Below are 19,150 nucleotides of genomic sequence, written 5' to 3' on the forward strand. Positions count from 1 at the left end.
CTATCACAACGATGAATAAAGGAGTAATGACATTGAATAAAAAGTGGTTATTGAGTTTACTATTTGTAGCGTTCGTTTCTTTACTTGCCGCCTGCGGTAACGATGAAGGCGCTTCTGATGATAAGGAAAAAGAGAAAGAAAAAGAAGAGAAAACCGAACAAGCAGAATCTGGTGAACAACCTGAAGCACCTGAGCCGGATCTTGAAGGTGTTCCGGAAGTAGTCGCTAGTGTAAATGGTACAGAAATTAAAAAAGAAGAATTTGAAACGACTTATAAAGGACAGTTCCAACAAGCAGCGATGCAGTCTCAAATGACAGGGCAGGAACTTGATCAAGATCAATTGAAGAAGCAGGTAGCCGAAAGCCTTGTAGGACAAGAACTGTTGATGCAGGAAGCGGACAACCGTGAATTTTCAGCGTCTGAAAAAGAAGTAAACCAGACACTTGAGGAATTGGCTAAGCAACAGCAAGTGGGTTCCGCTGATGAATTTCTTGCTGCGCTAGAAGAGCGGGGAATGAGCGAGAAAGAAGTAAGGTCACAAGTTCAGACCCAAGTTAAAATCGATAAGCTGATTGCTGAGGAAGTTGGAGATGTAAAACCTTCAGAGGAAGAAATCAAAGAAGCTTATGACAAAATGAAAGAACAACAAGAGAGCATGGATACAGAACAAGAAGTACCATCTTTTGAAGAAGCAAAACCAACAATCGAGCAGCAGTTGACTCGTCAAAAAGAAGGACAAGCCACTCAAAAACTTGTCGATAACCTTCGCGAAGAAGCAGAAGTTACAGTTAACCTTTAATAATAAGCAAAAAAACCAGACCTCGCGAGGTCTGGTTTTTTTGATGTATTCAATAGTGTAATGGTGATATTGGATGAAATTGTAAGACCTGGTCATCCATTTCATGGGTGACCAGGTCTTACATATTATTACATATTCTCACTTGTGCTCTCTAAATAAACATGGATACAAAGATGGCGGTGATGAAGCTTGCGAGTGTTCCTCCGATAATGGCTTTTAGGCCGAGTTTAGCTACTTGGGATTGTTTATTAGGTGCCAGAGAACCTAGACCCACAATCAATTGGCCGATGGATGAAAGATTCGCAAAGTTACATAGAGCCACAGACATGATGGCGACTGTCTTCGGAGACAATTGATCAACCATCTCTGTCAGATTTCCATATGCGATGAATTCATTCGCTGCTAGTTTCGTTCCGATGATTGAAGCGGCCTGGAAAGCATCTGAGATCGGAATTCCAATGAGAAGGGCGAATGGATAGAACAAGAATCCGAAAATGGTCGATAGGTCGGTGTTGATGAAGCCTAAGAGTCCATTGACAAGGGCAATCATACTGATGAAGGCAATCAAAAGTCCACCAATATTTAAGGCGAGTTTCACTCCGCTAACGGCCCCATCAGAAATCGCTTCAAATACATTGGCGTGACCAGATTCCGACATCTGTATTTCTTCATTAAGTTCAGATTCTTCCACTTCCGGCTCAAGCAGTTTGGCTATGACCAAAGATACGAATGGTACACTGAAAATAGAGATTAATAGATATTTTAAATCAATTCCCATTCCTACATAGCCAACTAAGATGGCTCCACTGGCTGAGGCGGTTCCTCCGACCATAATCGCAAAGGTTTCAGAGCGAGTCATTCGGGCCAAATAGGGCTTCACGAGCAATGGTGCCTCTGCCACTCCTAGAAACGTATTTCCGACTGCACTGAAGGACTCAACTTTGGATGTTTTTAATAACTTTCCAATGATGGTACCTAAGAATTTCACAATGATTGGGAGAAGACGGATGTGATAAAGAGCAGAAATTAGGGCTGATATAAAAATTAGTGCGCCTAACACATTAATCGCAAACAAAAAGTTGATGTCTGTAAGAGCAAATAACGGACCAAAAACAAACTCAATCCCTGCAGAGCTGTAATCAATCACGCTTTGTATGAAAAGGGCAGCTTGCTTTAACAGCTTTTGTCCGATAGAAACATTGAGCATGGTGTACACAAAGATCCCTTCCAAAGCTAAACCGACAAGAATGGTATGCCATTTCACCATCTTTCGATTGCTGCTAAGCAGCCAAGCTAAAGCAACGATGACGAGTAGAGAGAGTAATCCTGTAAGAATGTTCATGATGTGTTCCTCCTTGGAATAGTTTACGGATTCCTTTCATTGGAGGTAGGATGTCTGACAACCTATGATAAATAAAAAACCTCTTTCCTTAGAAAAAAGGAAAGAGGTAGAACAGGTTATAAATAAACAGCCTGAGTGTATCTTTCCTTATAGTCCGGTCATTTACGGTAGCCGGGTAGAGACTTGTGGACCATATTTCCACATTTATATAAGGAATCCGTATGAAGTTGATAGTTTGAAATTCTAGCAGATGAAACAGAGTGTGACAAGACCATGATGTAATGTTGTAAAATGCGGAATATTCTAAATGTGTCATTACAGTCAAAGGTACCATAGAAAACTTTCCGTATGAAGAAGTATCTTCAAAGATTTTCATTTCATAAAATGATTTTTACAGTAGAAGCAAGAGATAGTTTTCATATTTCTTCTAAGGGAAAAGGAGGTAGTGTACAATAGGTAAGACTGAAGTTTCGTGTGAGTTTTTTTGAGTATAAAAAAAGCTCACGTGAATAAGAGGAGGGAATCTGTTTTTTTATCCCTCTTCACTTAAAAATGTGTCCATTATTCAAGGAGGAATAGCCCCGTGATCATTGCGATCATCTTTTTGCTGTTCGTTTCGCTTTTCTTCTCAGGAAGTGAAACGGCCCTTACGGCAGCTAACAAAATGAAGCTCCAATCGAGAGCAAAGAAAGACGATAAAAAAGCAGGGAAATTACTGGATTTACTCTCACACCCCAGTGAGTTCATCACTACAATTTTAATTGGGAATAATATTGCTAATATCCTGCTTCCTACACTTGTGACTACACTAGCTATCCAATATGGGTTCAGTGTTGGGCTGGCCTCTGCCATCCTGACGGTGACCATTATTATTTTCTCAGAGGTTATTCCGAAATCAGTGGCTGCTGCTTTTCCGGATCGCATCGCTTTGACTGTTTATCCAGTCATTCGTTTTTTTGTGATCCTTTTCAAACCCATTACTATCGTCCTGAATCGATTAACAGGATTTATTACAAATGCTTTATCGAAAGGGGAGGTGAATGAATCTTCCATTTCAAAAGAAGAGCTCCGTACAATGGTTGACATCGCGGACTCAGAAGGGACGTTCAATGAAGCGGAATCCCACCGGATTAAAGGTGTGCTTGATTTTTATAATCTGAACGTAAAAGATGTTTTGAAAACACCACGTGTCGACATGATTGCCATTGATCAGGAAGCTTCCTTCGAGGAGGTCCGGGACATGGTCGTGCAACACCCATTCACCCGGTACCCTGTCTATGGGGAGGACATTGATGACATCATCGGCGTTTTCCACTCGAAGTATTTAATTTCGTGGGCGATGGAACCTGAAAAACCGTTTATGGACTATACGTACAAAGATCCCCTGGTCGTTTATGAGTTCCATAAGATCGAATGGGTGTTTAGGAAAATGACGAAAGAGAAGAAACACATGGCGATCGTTTTGGATGAGTATGGGGGAACCGAGGGCGTGTTAACCCATGAAGATGTCATCGAAGCCATGATAGGCTTGGAAATAGAAGATGAAATGGACGTAGAGAGTGACTCCATCATTGAAAAGATTTCAGAAACAGAGTTGATTTGTGATGGGAAAATTACTCTGCGTCGTCTGAACTCTATTTTTGACACAGAAATTCCAGAAGAGGAAGATGTCCTTGCTGGTTATTTGATCAAGGAATTCAATGATTTTCCTGATGAAGGGGATATATTGGAACAAAACAATCTAACGTTCAAAGTGTTGGAAATCGAGGGACGTATGGTGAGGAAAGTGCAGATTATTAAATGATGTTGAGTGCAGGAAATAGAAAAGACCCGGTCGTATGTGACCGGGTCTTTTTTGATTTTTATTCTTTAATTGGTGCCTCGAGTTCGTGGTCTTTGACTTCAGCCTGTGGGAGCAGGATTTTTTCGAAATCGAAAGCATTCAGTGTATCATTGTCTCTCACTTTGTTCGGTAAATCAGGGTTAGCAAGCGCTCCGGTACCTATCGATACAAGGTCGGCTTCTCCTGATTCGAGAAGACTTTCGGCACGCTCCTGTTCCTGGAGCTGGCCGTTTGCGATGACTGTGATGCCGCCATAAGTCTTAGCTGCACCGGCAAGCGTCTTGGATCCTTCGCCGAAGGAAGGGGCTGTCGCATCCCCATCTGTAACGTGGATGTAATCCAGTCCTGTCTTTCCTAATGCACCGAAGATCTGCTCGGCTTCTTTTTCACCGCCCGCCCATTTATGTGATTGGTCGGCCACTTTACCTTGAGAGATTCGGATCCCAATAATGAAGTCTTCCCCAACTTCTGCAAGAACTTCATCCACGACTTCCAATACGAAACGAAGACGGTTTTCAACAGATCCCCCGTACTCATCCTCACGCTTGTTCAAATAGTCGGTTAAAAACTGATCCAGAAGATAGCCGTTGGCACCGTGAATTTCCACTCCATCAAAACCGGCTGCCTTTGCGCGGCGCGCAGCTGCAACAAAATCCTCTTTCACCTCTAAAAAGTCCTGGTCATCCATAGCACGAGGTGTTTGGAATGTGCCTGATCCTCCATAAAAACCCAGCTGTTCTCCTTTAGGAGGGATGGCAGATGGGGCGATGGTTTCATCTGTATAGGCATTTCCCTGGCTTTGTCCACCGGCATGCATCAACTGAGCAATCAGGATACTGCCTTCCTCGTGGACAGTGTCCACAATTGGCTTCCACGCATCTGCGTGGATATCTGTAGCCATTCCGGGTTGATTGTTGTACCCCTGACTGAAGGTCCTGTCTGGATAGATGCCTTCCGTAATGATGGTACTGAATCCACCCTTAGCGAATCGTTGATAATATTTTTTCATACGGTCATTCGCGCGGCCGTCCGCTTCGGCACTGATGCGGGTCATAGGTGCTACGACATAACGGTTCTCCAATTTTTTGCTGTCTAGTTTATAGGAATCAAATAACATGATCGATCCACCTTTCTCCCAATGTTGATATAAAGGTTAGCTGATTTTTATCTCACCTTCAAAGTAAATGCTCAGGTTGCACATATTTGGGTCTTGAGACATGCGAATCTTCAACAAGCTTCTAGCCTGTTGCTTATCATATAAATTTGCTTTCGTGTTACAAGCTAAAAGCAGTGAATTTTATATGGGAGGGGGAAACTATGTCGCAGGGCAAGAGCGAAGAAAGGATCCTTACAGATAATTTGAATCAGAATGTCCAGCTTATTCATTAAGCTTTTTTCCACACCGAAGATTTAGTCGTGGAATCAGTCACCTTTTGGGGGAAAGAGGGACAAATCCTTTATATCGATTCACTTGTCGCTAAAGATAAAGAGATGGCATGTACAATGAAGAGGTTATAGATCAGAAGGCTCTGCATCACATCGATAGTATCGATTCCATCATGGGAATGAAAAGGGAGCTTGATACCAAGGTCGCAAAGGACCACTCCATTACAAGCACCCTTCTTTTAAAGGTTAAAACGGAACAGACCGCGAACCCGCTCAGGAGTTCGGATCTCAAGAGTATGGCGGCACAAGCCGAAAAGGTGATGACAAAAAGAATGGAGGAAGTTGTAGCCATCCTTCAGGAATTGGGATGGACGTAGCAACGAAGTATCCGGTGGAATGGAAACGAATCAACGGGGAGAGTGAATGTAAAAATGTGGGGGTTAAGTTGGATGTGAAAGTAGATATTGAAAAGACAGGGGTACTGTTTTAAACAGGAAAATCCTGTGTAGTTCGCTACTCACACAGGATTTTCTTATGCTGTAGTTTGGAGCTAAGGTTTAAGCAAACTGTTTTAAGGCCTGGTACATTTCTTCGCCTTCATCGTTCAGCACGTGACCATTTCCATGGCACCGTCCACATTCCGTGCTGTAACTCGTTTCTTCTACCGCCATTTTCCATGCTGTCTTTTCACTGGCATGATTCACGCGGCTGTAGTGGTCCATGATCATGTTTGCTTTGCTGTCATCATATTCCTTATAAGTCCCGGTTCCGTGGCAGAGGGGGCAGACGTTGTAAAGATGACTCACCGTTTTTGTATTCAAAAGAACACTTCCTTCTGATTTGATATAGTTAAATTATGATTGATTTTATGGAATATTCAGACTAATTGCAATAGGTTTTGGACAAATAAAAAAGAAAAAAAGTCATTCGTTCACAGATTTGTGAAAAACGCCTATGTTTTTATAGATTATAGATATGTCAGAGCTGCTGGGAGATGAACATCACGGCTATAATTTCTGTAGCAAAGGAAGCGAAAGGGAGAGGGAATCGCGCCAAAGGGAGAGGGAGTGCACAAAAAAGCCACCGGGAGATCCATCCCGGTGGCGACTGCCCTATATTCTATTACTTACCGATGAACATTTGTGTCCAGTAGTTCCCGTCTTCTGCATGACCTACTCCGATGTGTGTGAAGTCAGGATTCATGATGTTTTCACGGTGACCTTGACTGTTCATCCAGCCCTGGACAACTTGTTCTGGAGTTGTTTGTCCCATAGCAATGTTCTCGCCGGCTGTACGGTAGTCGATGCCATATGACTTCATCATGTCAAAAGGAGAACCGTAGTTCGGACTATTGTGAGAGAAATAGTTGTTTTGCTGCATATCGAGTGACTTGTCTTTAGCTACGGCACTTAGCTCCGTGTCTAGCTTCAGTGGAGCGAGTCCTTGTTTTTCACGTTCCTGGTTCGTCAATTCAACGACTTGCTTTTCAAAAGCGGATACTTCAGATGTTGCTTCGTCCTGTGTGTTTTCTTCTTTTTGAACTTCTTCTTCAGCAGGCTGCTCTGGAGCTGGTTCAGCTTCAGGTTGTGGAGCAGGTGCTTCTTGTTTAGGTTCTTCTTTTACAGGTGCTTCTGCTTTTGGTTCTTCCTGCTTCGGTTGTTCGGTTGGAACTTGTTGATATTTTTGCGCGAACTGATCAAAGAAAGATTGGAAATCTACCTGTTGAAGATTGTTATTCTTTAAAGCTTCTTCATTTTCAGTGATCCAGTTGTTCAATTGACCGCGATCTATTTGAATGGTCTTTGTTTCTACTTGTACGTTTTGCTGTACTTCACCTGTGGATGCAAGGGAAGTAGCTGGTGATGCTAGTAAGGATAGAGCAAGTGCCCCTGTTACAATCAATGACTTTTTCATCATGTTGAAAATTCCTCCTTGAAACCTTTGTTTTTTGGAACGACTCTATCGTACCATCGAACTTTTGTAATATAGGAGGAGGATCTTTCCATATAATTAAAAGAAAAGAGAAATAGATTCAAAGGTGAAGCATTTTTCCTATGCATTCAAGGATTTTTAAAATTCGATGATAGAAGCCATGTTGGAATATAAATCCTGTTCACTTATATTTTACTAGTTTACCAGGGTTGACAGACTTTTGAGAAAGGTTTGTTTTTTACGATTATGACAACACCTTTACAAAGATTAGTGGGACATTAAGGACTGCAGAAAAGCATCGTTACGCTTCTTTACAACCGAGGCAAGCTTCAGGAAAGACTTAAGACCGGAGCCGAACAGCTGAACAACCAGAGATATATTTTTAACACGAACGTTCGTTGTGGTATAGTGAAGGAAAGAGGGAGGCGGATGTTAATGAACCCAATGACCATTCACGTCAAGCAGCAAAAGAAAGATGTAGCGCTTCTTCCATCCCGGGTTGTCTTTTACGAGCAAATGCAACTCGTTGAAACCTTCAATGATCAATCTGAATGCCACATGCTTTTCTTTTATAAACAAAAATATCTAACAGCCGTCAAGACGACACGGCTTAAGCTCCATTCCTATGTGGCCCGTGCATTCAAGGAAGGTACAATATATGAATCTCCGCATCCTTTTTTACATGCTCTGTTAGAAATGAATCATCCCCTACAAAAAATCAGCTATCCTCAGCTGAAAAAGAACATTGCACGACCGTATTCCAGGCAGGAACAAGCGAAAATCCTCACCTTTTTTGAATCATTCATTCCTAAAAAACAACTATTCCAAGATATAAAATCTCTTTTTTATCAATACCGTCGGGAAGGAAATATGTCCGGTGCCTATCGGGTCATCCGCGTGATGCGTGACTTCGCGCCTAATAATCGGTTCGTTAAAGAAATGGCTAATGATCTTTCTTATCGAGAGCATGCCAATCAATACTTAGAACAATCGCACGAACTCATGGAACGCGATCCTTTGTTTAAGGAAGCGTGTGCCTCATTCGAAGACCACCAACGTCTCTTGGAAAAAGAAAACCGTTGGGTTGAAGCGACTTCTTATCTGTTCGCTGATTTTTATAACCAACCGACCCCTGAAAGCTATCAATTGTGTCGAGCCTCACTCTCCAGGTATTTCGATAACGATAGCCGAACCTTCTTACTTGAGCAGATGGCTCAAGCTGTTCCATCCTTTGAATCAGTGATTGAAGATCTTTTCCAACACTATCTAGTCAATGAAAATGTCCATGCAGCAGCACAGCTCTATATAGAACGGGGCCTGCAGCTCGATGAAGCACAATTCAACCAGTTGAAGGCCCTGCTAGAGAAGAACCGGTTTGCGGAGGATCCTGAGAACCTTCTTCCTTTAATGAAACGAATCACAGACGAACAGCCGGGGCAATCGAAAGACCTGTTGGACGCTTTTGTCATAAGGCTTCTGGAAACGCAGGAACTTGTCCAAGTCCATGAATCTTTAAAGTCTTTTCCGAATAAGAGTTCCCTTATGAAAAAAGTGGAGCGGATGAACGACATTTGCGAAGACCTCGATTGTATGCAGGAGCTCGGAGAACTGTACTATGAATTTCATCAGCTTGAGAAATCTATCGAATGTTTTCAAATGGAAATGGAGCTGAAGCCGAGTACACCAGAGCCGTTGAGGTGGTTGTCGAAAGTGTATGCGGATAAACAAATGATGGATGAATCAAAGGCCTACCAGCAACTGTGTGTCGATGTACAAAAGTGGGCCTAAAGGTGATTGACGGCGGGGCGTAAATCCTATATAAAAGACGAGAGAGTCATATTGGGAAGAAAGTGGGGAGAAGAGAATCAAGTTACGCCATTTTATTGAACATAAAAGTTTTTCACGTTTTATATTAACGGTTATCTTGATCAATGCTGTCATTATCGGAATCTCTACGGATGACAGCATTTATCAAAACTATCAGTCGTTATTCATATTTCTAGACATTTTAGTTTTATCCATCTTTACGGTTGAAATTATTTTAAAGCTTGTCGTTTATCGCCGTCACTTTTTTAAAGATGGCTGGAACATCTTCGATTTTGTTATTGTATTTGGAAGTCTCGTGCTCTATAACACTCATTTCGTTGGTGTTTTACGAATTTTGCGTGTGCTACGAGTATTGAGGACGATATCAGTGGTACCTTCCTTGAGAAGACTGACAAGCGCTTTGTTCCTTGCCATTCCCGCCATCGGGTCCGTCATGATCCTAATGGGCATCATCTTTTATGTTTATGCGATTATCGGAGTCACTTTTTTTGGAGATATCGCTCCTGAATACTTTGGAAACGTCGGCCTTAGTACTTTGACATTATTCCAAGTGTTTACGCTGGAAAGTTGGGCGAGCGGTGTTTTTAGACCGATTTTTGCTGAAATCACATGGTCCTGGGTCTATTTCGTGTCCTTCATTGTTATTTCTGCCTTCATCATTTTGAATCTGATTATTGGTGAAATTGTCAACAATGCCCAGCAGCTATCTGAACATGCGGAGGAAGAAAGTAAAGATATGGCGAAGATTATGAATGACCTTGATGAGCTGAAGCAAATGATACGTGAACAAGATCATAAGAATAATAAAACAGGTTAACCCAAAAGGGTCGCTGTCCAGCAATTGGACAGCGACCCCTTTTTAATTCCCGATAAACGTTCTAACCACTGATTTTTTCCTGAGACTTACATAACCCCCTCCTCTCTAAGGAGGGAAAGGGATAGTGTCTATTTAGTTGAAAAACAAAAGAGCAATAGAGATTGGGATGAAGCTCCAAATCAGAATGATGACACAGAAGCCCATAATGTCTTTAACTTTCAACCCGGCAATAGCTAAAAGTGGCAATGCCCAGAATGGCTGGATCATGTTCGTCCACGCATCCCCCCAGGCCACAGCCATCGCCGTTTTGGCTGTGCTTACGCCAAGATCCATGGCAGCTGGAATCATAATCGGTGCCTGAACGGCCCACTGTCCGCCACCGGATGGAACGAAGAAGTTGACGATGCCGGCACTGATGAAGGCGAGCACGGGAAACGTGAATTCCGTTGAAATGCTCACAAACCAGTTCGACATCTGTTCAGATAAACCGGAAGCAACCATCATGCCCATGATTCCTGCATAGAAAGGGAATTGAATGATGATTCCGCCGGCATTTTTCACTCCATCATTTACGCTGTTCAGAAATCTTCTTGGTGTCTGGTGAAAAAGGATTCCTAGGAATAAGAAGATAAAGTTCACAATATTAATATTGAGGTCAAACCCGTTCCTAATAAAGTGATACACGATGAAGGCCAGGCCAAGCGCCCCAATTAAATAAGAGATGATCCTGCTGTTTTCCATCCTTTCGGCGGGGGTCAGGTCGGCAGTTGTTGCGGCCATTTGCTGCTCCGCCTTATCTTCGTTTTCTAAGAAGTCCAGGTTGTTTTTACTGAGGTCTCCACTGGATTTCAGTAACCACAAGTTAAGTAGAGGAAGTGAGAGAAGTAAAGTCACAATGATGAAGATATTCATGCTGCTGAACAATGTCTCCGTAATAGCGATGGAACCTATTGAATCAGATAAAAAATGGTCTTCTGTTGCAATGGTCAATGGAATGGATCCTGAAAACCCTCCGTGCCATAGGATGAATCCACTGTAAGCACTGGCCATCAATAAACGATAGTCCACATTCGGTACACGTCTCGCTACATGAACGGCAAGGAGTGCTCCGGCTACAAGGCCGAAACCATAGTTGATCACACAAGCGACTCCAGCTACGAAAGTAACTAATACAATGGCCTGTCCCGGAGTTTTCGCAAGCGTACTTATTTTAGATAAAGCAGCTTTAACTAAAGGGGTATTTGCAAGTATGTATCCCGTCACAACGATCAATGACATCTGCATGGCAAATGCGAGCAGGTTCCAGAAGCCATCTCCCCAAAATTGCACCATCTGTCCTGGTGAGCTGCCTGTGAAGAAAATCCCTAATCCAAAAACGACGAGTGTCAGAATGATGGCGAACAAAAACGCATCTGGTAAGAAACGCTGCACCATCCGGTCAAAAAAGTTTGTGATTCCTCGAAGCATCCTAAACAACCTCCTAATTATGTAATCGCTTTCAACCTTCCTTGTTAAGTGTCCTTTAGTGAGGAGGAAATTTCAAGGTCCAAGAGAAATTTTTTCCTTGTCAAAAGTTAGAAAAAGTCATATACTACATTACAACACTAATGCACCCATTCAGAGAGAAGGTGATTCATTGATTCTCGATACCGATGGCTTAAAACCAATCTATATTCAAATTGCTGAGTGGCTGGAAAGCGAAATTCTGCATGGGAATTTCCAGGCAGACGAAAAAGTGTATTCTCAATATAAACTGGCCGACTTATATAACATCAACCCGGCAACAGCCGCCAAAGGTCTGACGAAGCTTGCAGAAGAAGGGGTCCTCTATGACAAACGTGGACTTGGTAAATTTGTCTCGACCAACGCTAAAGCTATTATTGTCGAAAAGCGTAAAAATCAGACGCTGAAAAAATTAGTCGAGGATCTCGTAACAGAAGCCGGAAGACTGGAGCTTTCTGAGGAACACATCTTAAAGCTCGTCAGGGATGCTTGGAAAGGGGAACAAGGATGAAGGCCATTAAATGTAAGGATGTAAACAAACAATTCTATCGAAAGCGTGCGTTGAATGATCTTTCTTTTTCTGTGGATGAGAATAAAATTGTCGGCGTGATCGGCAGAAATGGAGCTGGGAAAACGACACTCCTGAAAATCCTAGCGGGGTTATTAAAAGAAAAGTCAGGAGTCATCGAAGTTTTCGGCAGAAGGCCGTTTAACAATTTATTCGTGTCTGCGAATACCATTTATATTGATGATGCTATGAATTTCCCCACGGCGCTCACCTTAAAAGAGATTCTTGAGGAGGGAAGACGCTTTTATCATCATTGGGATCATGAACTAGCCCTCCGTTTGTTCCATTTTTTCGAGTTTGAACCGAAACAGCGTCACAATGAACTATCCAAAGGGAAAGAAAGCACGTTTAATATGATCGTAGGTCTTGCGTCAAGATCGCCGCTTACCATCTTTGATGAACCAACGACAGGGATGGATGCAGCGGTCCGAAAAGACTTTTACCGTGCGTTACTGAAGGATTATTTGGCGCATCCTAGAACGATTCTATTATCGACGCATCATTTGGAGGAAATGGAAGATTTACTTGAAGAAGTACTCGTGATTCATGAGGGAGCTTTGAGGCTGCACATATCGATGGATGAATTGAAGGAGTATGGAGTGGGACTCACAGGGAAGAAGGATGCGGTTGATTCATTTCTGAAAGAAAAAGAGATGCTGTGGAAAAAAGAACAGGCCTTTGATACATGCTATGCCGTGATAAAAAATGATCTTACGGGTGATGACTATCAGCGCCTGAAGGAATCGGGGGTTCAAGTCTCCTCCGTTAAAGCGAATGATCTATGTATCTACCTGACTGAATCTCAAAATGGAAAGGGGAGTGTGGATGATGTCTTTGATTGAAGTGCAGACGTCTGAAATCGTCAAACGGCAGATCGGATATAAATGGAGGGCTTATACAGGCGTATTCACATCTCTTGTCGTTATCCAGCTTCTCGGCTTATTATTTTCCCTGAACGGAACAGGACAGATGGGCAGCGGGAGAACAGGATACGATGTTAAAATCACCTATTTTACTGCAGATATCATTGTAGGCTTTACGATTTTTTGGGGATTTCTAACGGCCTTTCTGTTAACGACGAAAGCTTATCGAGAAGATGACTTCGCATTTGTTACAAACAGAAAAACGAGTACACTGTCTACGATTGCTTTTTTGTTTACGATTTGTGTCATCGGTGCGTTGACCGCTTTGCTCTCCAGTTTTGCTTTGAAACTGCTTGCGTACGTCATCCTGCCGGGGGAAGAGATGCTTCTCATTCAAGGGATGGGGGATGTGGGCACTTGGCTGCAAGGAATATTTGCTACCATTCTTATCGTTTTTATGTTCAGCAGCTTAGGCTACTTGGCTGGCATGATCATTCAGTTAAACAAAATGCTTGTCATCGTTCTGCCTGTCGTTGTGGTAGGATTGATGATTTTGTTATCCAGAGGCGGCTTTCAAGTGGAGGAGTATTTTTTTCAATTCATTTTTGAAGAAAACCAGGCATGGCTTTTTACTCTGAAAACGATTGCTGTGACCGCCATTTTCTACGCACTGGCTGTCCTCGTTTCTAATCGTCTGGAGGTGAAACGATGATTGTTGCAGCGTTCCTGCCAATTATTCTATTGTTGGCAGTTATTATTGGTTTGATTCTCCTCATTAATAAAAGTTCCCGATTCGGTTTTGGGAGAGGTAGAGCAGGACTCTGGATGCTAATCGGTTATTCGTGCCTGTTAGTGGTGTCAGCAGTTATTTTCCTTGCGCTTCCTATTGGTAACACGGATTTGCAAGGAAAGGAGAGCGAGCGAAAGGAAGAACAAACGTCTCAGGAGTTTTATGATGCCGTTCTTCAAGGGAAGATAAACGAAATGGAAAAATGGCTCATCTATGAATGGTCGTTTCCTTTTAATGAAGAACAATTGATTCTTCAAGTAGCAGAAAATGATGAGAACAGCATCAATATTTTTGTCGAGCATACGGAAGAATTGACAGAGACCATAGAAGCTTCTTACTATCAGACGCCGTTGATGATTGACGGGTTTGAAGTGGAAGAAAAGTACACGCCGGCGGTTCATATGGACATGACAACCCTCACGGTTTATCCAGGAGAGACAAAGAATCTGAAATATAAACTTTTTGGTTCTGAATTTCCTTTCCGATTGTTTAACAGAGAGGAAGGGACGATGTGGATGGATTCTATCGTTTCCCACTGGAACGGTTCTGCGCTTTATATCCGTGTTCCTGAAGGATTGGATGTATTTGCTGATCAGAGTGCCTATACTGAAGTGGACCCATCATCATAAAAGGCAGCTTTTCTTCGTAAGAAGTTGTACTAATAATAAGATAGAGATTAAGAAACAGGCTCCCCATCATATGATGGGGAGCCTGTTTCTTTTTCAAGGACTTCTTTTCTGTTGGAACCATCTTTTTCAAAGAACCATATTCTCGTAATCTGGTTCTTTACCAGAATGATCCTCTAGTTACACGAAAAGAGAACGATCTAACCATTTTCACACAATTGGGCACCCGCACATAAATTAGCTGTAGAGGTGGTGAGTATGAAAGATGACCGAAGGGAATCTGTGACAGACCCTTTACAAATGGAAAAACAAGAGTGGAAAAAGCGGCAGATGCAGCACCGTCTGAAGCAGATACTGACAATATCCTCGCCGATTTTCATTGTATTGCTATGGGAGTTTTTATCACGAACGGGATTGATTGATGCCCGTTTCTTCCCGCCTCCGACAGAGATCGTCGGGACGTTCTGGGCGATGGGGATGAGCGGGGAGCTGTTCCATCATGTCGGGATTTCCTTGTTTCGTATTTTTGCCGGGTTCCTGCTCGGGGTCATACCGGCGATTGTGATCGGTCTTTTGATGGGACTTTATGGACCCATCCGCCATTTCCTTTCACCTCTTATCATGGCACTCATGCCGATCCCGACCCTTGCGCTCCTGCCGATCATCATCATCTTATTCGGTGTCGGTGAAGTTTCCAAAGTGGTGACGATTGCGGGGAGTGTGTTTTTTCCTGTCGTCATAAACACAGTAGCGGGCGTTGTAAACATTGACCGCATTTATTTGGATGTGGCAAAGAATTATGGGGCCGATTCGAAGCAGTTCTTTTTCAAGATTGCATTGCCGGGTTCGCTTCCGGTCATGCTCGAAGGGATTCAGATGGGGCAGGCGATCGCGCTGCTTACGATTGTCGCAGCGGAAATGATGGGAGCCAATTCAGGGATCGGGTATTTGATCTGGACGTCGTATAAAGCTTTTTTGTTGAAAGAAATGTTTGTCGGGCTTGTGCTCATTTCGTTCTTCGGCTATTTGTTTTCGGTCATTCTCCGGGGCCTGCAGGCCAAATTGCTGCCATGGCGCTAACTGATGAAAGGAGCGACAGGGGATGGAGGCTAAAATATCGATTCAGGATTTAACAAAGGTTTTTTATAAAAAAGAGACCCGCGTGACGGCCTTAGAGGGGATTTCTCTTGATATTGCGGATGGTGAATTCGTCTGTCTCGTCGGGCCGAGCGGCTGTGGGAAAACGACGCTGTTAAGGATTCTGGCGGAGTTAGAAAAACCAAGTGGTGGCTCCTTCACGATTGCAAAGAGTAAAAAAGAACGGCCGCTGCAGTCGATGGTTTTTCAGGAAAGAGGAGTCATTCCATGGTTGACCGTTGAAGGCAATGTGAGTTTCGGGTTAAAGATGAGACACATGCCTGCAGATGTAATCAAGGAGCGGACCGCTTATTATTTGAATAAAGTAGGGCTCGAGAAATTCGCCAAGCTCTATCCAAAAGAGCTTTCCGGTGGGATGAAGCAGCGCGTCAGCATTGCGAGAGCATTTGCGAACGATCCGGAAATCCTCCTTATGGATGAACCTTTTGCTGCGCTCGATGAGCAGAATAAATTCATTTTGCAGGAGGAACTTTTAAATATATGGTCAGAAACGAAGAAAACGGTCTTATTTATTACCCATAGCATAGATGAAGCGCTCCTACTTAGCGACCGGATTTTGTTAATGAGCTCGCAGCCCGGCACGATTATCGATGAAAAACGGATTGATCTGCCGCGCCCGAGAAATATGGAGCAGGTACGGGCGGACCCTTTGATGGCGGAGCATTTTGTGGAGATTTGGAATCATCTTCAGGAAGAAGTACAGCGTTCGCGTAAATAGAGGAAGAGAGGGGATTGGAATCCCATGATGAAAAAAGTATGTCATCTGTTTTCTTTTTTGTTGATTATCTTTGTGCTGTTCGGGTGTTCCTCCAGTGATGACGGGGGAGATACAGGTAGCGGTGGCCTCACAGACGGTGATTTTGCTCCATTAGATAAGAAGGCGACGGTAGTAATAGCTGAAGATGGAGCAGCTTCAGGGGCCGGCTTTTATATTGCTGAAGAAAAAGGGTACTTTGACGATTACAACATTGATATCAAGTTCACAACGTTCGCCAATAGTGACGATATGCTTCCAGCTCTGGCAGCAGGGGAAGTGGATATTGCCGGTGGTGTTTCCACGGCTTCCTTCTTCAATGCTATCGCCCAGGGGATTGACGTGAAGATCATTGCCGATAAAGGGCATTATTTCGATGGCAGCTCCTATTTCAGTTTTGTGATTCGTGAAGATCTGCAGGATGAAATCAAAGAGTACAGCGACTTGAAAGGAAAGCGGATTGCCGTTTCATCGAGAAATGCTGTGGATGATTATATTTTTCAGCGCATGCTTGAACATGCCGGTCTGACAGAAGACGATGTCGAATTTGTTCTCATGTCTGACTTTGGAAACATGCTTGCGGCCATGGGGAACAAATCGATTGATGCCGCTCTTCAGATCGAGCCACTGATCACTCAGGGAGAAGCACAGAACCTGCACGTTCGTTTCGGTGACGCTACAGATTTCGCTCCGGATGCACAGATTGCGATGGTGCTGGGATCCCCTGATTTCATCGAAAAAGAAACCGACGTTTCTGTACGTTTTATGGCTGCCTATCTGAAGGGTGTCCGTGATTATAATGATGCGTTCCTTCATGATGAAGGTCTTGATGAAGTGATTGATATCATGACCAAACATACGGCGCTTAAGGACGCAGAAGTTTGGAAGAAAGTCGGTGTGACGGGGCTTGACCCTAACGGAGAAATGTTTATTGACGATATTAAGAAACAGTTCGAGATGTATGATGCGAACGGTGCTATCAGTGGAGATATTAACTTCAATGATGCCATCGACACGTCTCTTTCTGAAGAAGCGATGGAAATGATCGGGCGCTACGATCGATAACAATTTTTCTGAAAATCTCTTGTCAGAGGATCTTTTTTATTGTAAAGTTACCATTAACTCAATTGAATATTTCTTATCAAGAGAAGCGGAGGAACTGGTCCTGTGAAGCTTCAGCAACCACCAACATCGGTTGGCCGGTGCTAAGTCCAGCAAGTGATGATCACTTGAGAGATAAGAAGGAATGAACGGATACGTTTCAAGAGCCTTCTTATTGTAAGAAGGCTCTTTTTTGTTGGCCGCCTTCTTTTGGATCAGGAACTTTTCTCGGGATAAAACCAACTATTCTGATGAGTTATATAAAAAAGGAGGTCAAATCATGACAAAACCAAGCAGCAATGCTTTCGCACTCATCCCATTTGTGGTCTTTATTTTGCTTTTCATCGGATCAGGGGTCATCACAGGTGATTTTTATAAAATGCCCGTTCTAGTTGCCCTATTCGCAGCTATTCTCTTCGCCTTAGCCATGAACCGGAAAACGGATTTCCAAACGAAAATTTCCCAGTTGACGAAAGGAGGAGGGCACCCGAACATCATTTTAATGGTGATCATCTTCCTGCTGGCGGGCGCATTTGCTGCCGTAGCATCCGGAATGGGAGCAGTTGAATCCACCGTCAATCTCGGCTTGACTTATCTCCCTGGAGGCTGGATGGTCGTCGGTTTGTTTGTCATCGGCTGCTTCATCTCGATTTCCATGGGGACCTCAACAGGTACGGTGGTTGCCCTCGCCCCTATCGGCGTAGGCGTGGCAGAACAGACGGACATTGGCCTTGCCCTGGTCATGGGTGCCATTGTCAGTGGTGCAATGTTTGGGGACAACCTTTCCGTTATTTCAGATACGACCATTGCAGCTGTCCGTACGCAAGGCACGGAAATGAAAGAGAAGTTCAAAGCAAATTTCTTTATCGTTTTACCAGCAGCCATCATCACGGCCGTTATTTTTGCTGTAATGACGGCGGATGCCTCGGCTAGCCTGGATGAAAACTACGCGTACAACATTGTAGAAATTTTACCTTACTTAGGCGTGCTTGGCTTTGCGATTGCCGGAGTGAATGTCATTTATGTTTTGATTGGTGGTATTGTTTTCGCCGGAGGTGTCGGCCTTCTGCTTGGAAAGTTTTCTGGTATGGAGTTCGTCACTATGGTAGGGGATGGATTTACGAATATGCAGACGCTCGCAATGATAGCGATTTTGCTCGGTGGTCTTGTGGAATTGATCCGTGCAAATGGAGGGATAGAGTTTCTATTACAAGCCGTGAGTCGGAAAGTGAACTCGAATCGTGGCGGGGAGCTTGGTATTGCAGGGATTGTGACGGCCGTCAACTTTTCTACTGCGAACAACACGATTTCCATCATTACAGCGGGCCCGCTGGCGAAACAGATTTCTGATGAATACGGCATCGAAGGGCGTCGCTCCGCAAGTATCCTCGATATCTTTGCCAGTTCCGTTCAGGGAATCATTCCTTATGGTGGACAGATTTTAGCAGTGGCAGGTGTGGCTGGTATTTCTCCTGTCGCGATTGTTCCGTTTTGCATTTATCCTTTACTCACAGCTGCAGCCGGTCTTTTAGCGATCGCTTTCAGATATCCGAAATTCACAGTAGAAAAAAGGAAAGCCGTAATGAGGAGTGCTTCTTAAGAGGGAAAGGAACCTGGATCCAGGTTCCTTTTTTTATGTACTTTTTTTACATTAATTTCAAGAAAGGTTGACATATTATTTTAAAATGAGTCGATTGGAATAGTAGGAAAGCTTTGGAAAAAGAAGGGAAAAAGGACGATTCGGGCCTTAAGTGGTATAGACGACTATATCTATTTCCGTTACGCTTTTATTACAAAATGTAAACGTTTACAACAATATTTCTCCTATACCGACTTTATG

General features: G+C 43.4%; 18 protein-coding genes and 2 riboswitches. Of the genes, 13 read left to right on the top strand and 5 right to left on the bottom strand.

Going from position 1 to position 19,150, the window contains the following annotated elements:
• Nucleotides 1–26 precede the first annotated feature (26 nt).
• Nucleotides 27–800, top strand: coding sequence for a SurA N-terminal domain-containing protein (locus tag J0K78_RS11600; protein ID WP_206947259.1), 774 nt, complete (start codon nt 27–29; stop codon nt 798–800).
• A 151-nt stretch (nt 801–951) separates the two neighbouring features.
• Here the strand turns inward: J0K78_RS11600 and J0K78_RS11605 are convergent, their stop codons facing one another.
• Nucleotides 952–2,142, bottom strand: a complete 1,191-nt coding sequence (locus J0K78_RS11605) for a NupC/NupG family nucleoside CNT transporter (RefSeq protein ID WP_206947139.1) — start codon at nt 2,140–2,142, stop codon at nt 952–954.
• A gap of 130 nt (nt 2,143–2,272) precedes the next feature.
• Nucleotides 2,273–2,374, bottom strand: a riboswitch (purine riboswitch).
• Between the two features lie 351 nt (nt 2,375–2,725).
• On the opposite strand from J0K78_RS11605, the gene J0K78_RS11610 reads away from it, so the two are divergent.
• Nucleotides 2,726–3,946: a hemolysin family protein gene (locus tag J0K78_RS11610; RefSeq protein ID WP_206947141.1), complete on the top strand. Its 1,221-nt coding sequence runs from the start codon at nt 2,726–2,728 to the stop codon at nt 3,944–3,946.
• Between the two features lie 58 nt (nt 3,947–4,004).
• On the opposite strand, the gene J0K78_RS11615 is transcribed toward J0K78_RS11610, so the two are convergent.
• Complete coding sequence (locus J0K78_RS11615; protein ID WP_206947144.1) at nt 4,005–5,102, bottom strand: oxidoreductase; 1,098 nt, start codon at nt 5,100–5,102, stop codon at nt 4,005–4,007.
• A gap of 379 nt (nt 5,103–5,481) precedes the next feature.
• On the opposite strand from J0K78_RS11615, the gene J0K78_RS11620 reads away from it, so the two are divergent.
• Nucleotides 5,482–5,748, top strand: coding sequence for a hypothetical protein (locus J0K78_RS11620; RefSeq protein ID WP_206947146.1), 267 nt, complete (start codon nt 5,482–5,484; stop codon nt 5,746–5,748).
• 180 nt (nt 5,749–5,928) lie between these two features.
• On the opposite strand, the gene J0K78_RS11625 is transcribed toward J0K78_RS11620, so the two are convergent.
• Nucleotides 5,929–6,192, bottom strand: a complete 264-nt coding sequence (locus J0K78_RS11625) for a hypothetical protein (protein ID WP_160914093.1) — start codon at nt 6,190–6,192, stop codon at nt 5,929–5,931.
• A 301-nt stretch (nt 6,193–6,493) separates the two neighbouring features.
• Nucleotides 6,494–7,285 (bottom strand): CAP domain-containing protein, encoded by a 792-nt coding sequence (locus J0K78_RS11630; RefSeq protein ID WP_206947260.1) that lies wholly within the window; start codon nt 7,283–7,285, stop codon nt 6,494–6,496.
• A 447-nt stretch (nt 7,286–7,732) separates the two neighbouring features.
• Here J0K78_RS11630 and J0K78_RS11635 point away from each other — a divergent pair, with 447 nt between their 5' ends.
• Together J0K78_RS11635 and J0K78_RS11640 are read left to right on the top strand one after the other, a co-directional pair.
• Nucleotides 7,733–9,091: a hypothetical protein gene (locus tag J0K78_RS11635; RefSeq protein ID WP_206947148.1), complete on the top strand. Its 1,359-nt coding sequence runs from the start codon at nt 7,733–7,735 to the stop codon at nt 9,089–9,091.
• A 76-nt stretch (nt 9,092–9,167) separates the two neighbouring features.
• Nucleotides 9,168–9,947 (top strand): ion transporter, encoded by a 780-nt coding sequence (locus J0K78_RS11640; RefSeq protein ID WP_206947261.1) that lies wholly within the window; start codon nt 9,168–9,170, stop codon nt 9,945–9,947.
• A 132-nt stretch (nt 9,948–10,079) separates the two neighbouring features.
• Here the strand turns inward: J0K78_RS11640 and J0K78_RS11645 are convergent, their stop codons facing one another.
• Nucleotides 10,080–11,414, bottom strand: coding sequence for a short-chain fatty acid transporter (locus J0K78_RS11645; RefSeq protein WP_206947166.1), 1,335 nt, complete (start codon nt 11,412–11,414; stop codon nt 10,080–10,082).
• Between the two features lie 169 nt (nt 11,415–11,583).
• Between J0K78_RS11645 and J0K78_RS11650 the strand changes: the two genes are divergently transcribed.
• The 8 genes from J0K78_RS11650 (at nt 11,584) to J0K78_RS11685 (ending at nt 18,910) form a co-directional block, all read left to right on the top strand.
• The gene (locus J0K78_RS11650) at nt 11,584–11,961 is read left to right on the top strand and encodes a GntR family transcriptional regulator (RefSeq protein WP_160914098.1); all 378 of its coding nucleotides are present in this window, start codon (nt 11,584–11,586) and stop codon (nt 11,959–11,961) included.
• Nucleotides 11,958–12,860, top strand: a complete 903-nt coding sequence (locus J0K78_RS11655; RefSeq protein WP_206947168.1) for an ATP-binding cassette domain-containing protein — start codon at nt 11,958–11,960, stop codon at nt 12,858–12,860. Before J0K78_RS11650 ends, J0K78_RS11655 begins: the two co-directional genes overlap by 4 nt.
• Nucleotides 12,847–13,593 (top strand): hypothetical protein, encoded by a 747-nt coding sequence (locus J0K78_RS11660; RefSeq protein ID WP_206947170.1) that lies wholly within the window; start codon nt 12,847–12,849, stop codon nt 13,591–13,593. The genes J0K78_RS11655 and J0K78_RS11660 overlap by 14 nt, the downstream gene beginning before the upstream one ends.
• A complete protein-coding gene (locus J0K78_RS11665) occupies nt 13,590–14,300 on the top strand; it encodes a hypothetical protein (RefSeq protein WP_206947172.1) in 711 nt (236 codons plus the stop codon). Before J0K78_RS11660 ends, J0K78_RS11665 begins: the two co-directional genes overlap by 4 nt.
• Before the next feature lie 255 nt (nt 14,301–14,555).
• A complete protein-coding gene (locus J0K78_RS11670; RefSeq protein WP_206947174.1) occupies nt 14,556–15,377 on the top strand; it encodes an ABC transporter permease in 822 nt (273 codons plus the stop codon).
• A gap of 22 nt (nt 15,378–15,399) precedes the next feature.
• Nucleotides 15,400–16,173 carry an ABC transporter ATP-binding protein gene (locus J0K78_RS11675; protein ID WP_160914114.1) on the top strand — a complete coding sequence of 258 codons (774 nt, stop codon included), beginning with the start codon at nt 15,400–15,402 and terminating at the stop codon, nt 16,171–16,173.
• Between the two features lie 27 nt (nt 16,174–16,200).
• Nucleotides 16,201–17,274 (top strand): ABC transporter substrate-binding protein, encoded by a 1,074-nt coding sequence (locus J0K78_RS11680; RefSeq protein WP_160914321.1) that lies wholly within the window; start codon nt 16,201–16,203, stop codon nt 17,272–17,274.
• Nucleotides 17,275–17,344: 70 nt separating this feature from the next.
• Nucleotides 17,345–17,452, top strand: a riboswitch (SAM riboswitch).
• Between the two features lie 54 nt (nt 17,453–17,506).
• On the top strand, nt 17,507–18,910 hold the full coding sequence (locus J0K78_RS11685) for a Na+/H+ antiporter NhaC family protein (protein WP_242517855.1): 1,404 nt from the start codon (nt 17,507–17,509) through the stop codon (nt 18,908–18,910).
• Nucleotides 18,911–19,150 lie beyond the last annotated feature (240 nt).

It is taken from the genome of Halobacillus sp. GSS1, from assembly GCF_017307035.1.
GTDB classification, from domain to species: domain Bacteria; phylum Bacillota; class Bacilli; order Bacillales; family Halobacillaceae; genus Halobacillus; species Halobacillus litoralis.

Bases quoted from the DNA above. Each gene is read 5' to 3' on its own strand.
- J0K78_RS11665 (WP_206947172.1), top strand. From the start codon at position 13,590: ATGATTGTTGCAGCGTTCCTGCCAATTATTCTATTGTTGGCAGTTATT.
- J0K78_RS11680 (WP_160914321.1), top strand. From the start codon at position 16,201: ATGAAAAAAGTATGTCATCTGTTTTCTTTTTTGTTGATTATCTTTGTG.
- J0K78_RS11655 (WP_206947168.1), top strand. From the start codon at position 11,958: ATGAAGGCCATTAAATGTAAGGATGTAAACAAACAATTCTATCGAAAG.
- J0K78_RS11630 (WP_206947260.1), bottom strand. From the start codon at position 7,285: ATGAAAAAGTCATTGATTGTAACAGGGGCACTTGCTCTATCCTTACTA.
- J0K78_RS11615 (WP_206947144.1), bottom strand. From the start codon at position 5,102: ATGTTATTTGATTCCTATAAACTAGACAGCAAAAAATTGGAGAACCGT.
- J0K78_RS11605 (WP_206947139.1), bottom strand. From the start codon at position 2,142: ATGAACATTCTTACAGGATTACTCTCTCTACTCGTCATCGTTGCTTTA.
- J0K78_RS11600 (WP_206947259.1), top strand. From the start codon at position 27: ATGACATTGAATAAAAAGTGGTTATTGAGTTTACTATTTGTAGCGTTC.
- J0K78_RS11660 (WP_206947170.1), top strand. From the start codon at position 12,847: ATGTCTTTGATTGAAGTGCAGACGTCTGAAATCGTCAAACGGCAGATC.
- J0K78_RS11670 (WP_206947174.1), top strand. From the start codon at position 14,556: ATGAAAGATGACCGAAGGGAATCTGTGACAGACCCTTTACAAATGGAA.
- J0K78_RS11675 (WP_160914114.1), top strand. From the start codon at position 15,400: ATGGAGGCTAAAATATCGATTCAGGATTTAACAAAGGTTTTTTATAAA.
- J0K78_RS11635 (WP_206947148.1), top strand. From the start codon at position 7,733: ATGTTAATGAACCCAATGACCATTCACGTCAAGCAGCAAAAGAAAGAT.
- J0K78_RS11645 (WP_206947166.1), bottom strand. From the start codon at position 11,414: ATGCTTCGAGGAATCACAAACTTTTTTGACCGGATGGTGCAGCGTTTC.
- J0K78_RS11620 (WP_206947146.1), top strand. From the start codon at position 5,482: ATGTACAATGAAGAGGTTATAGATCAGAAGGCTCTGCATCACATCGAT.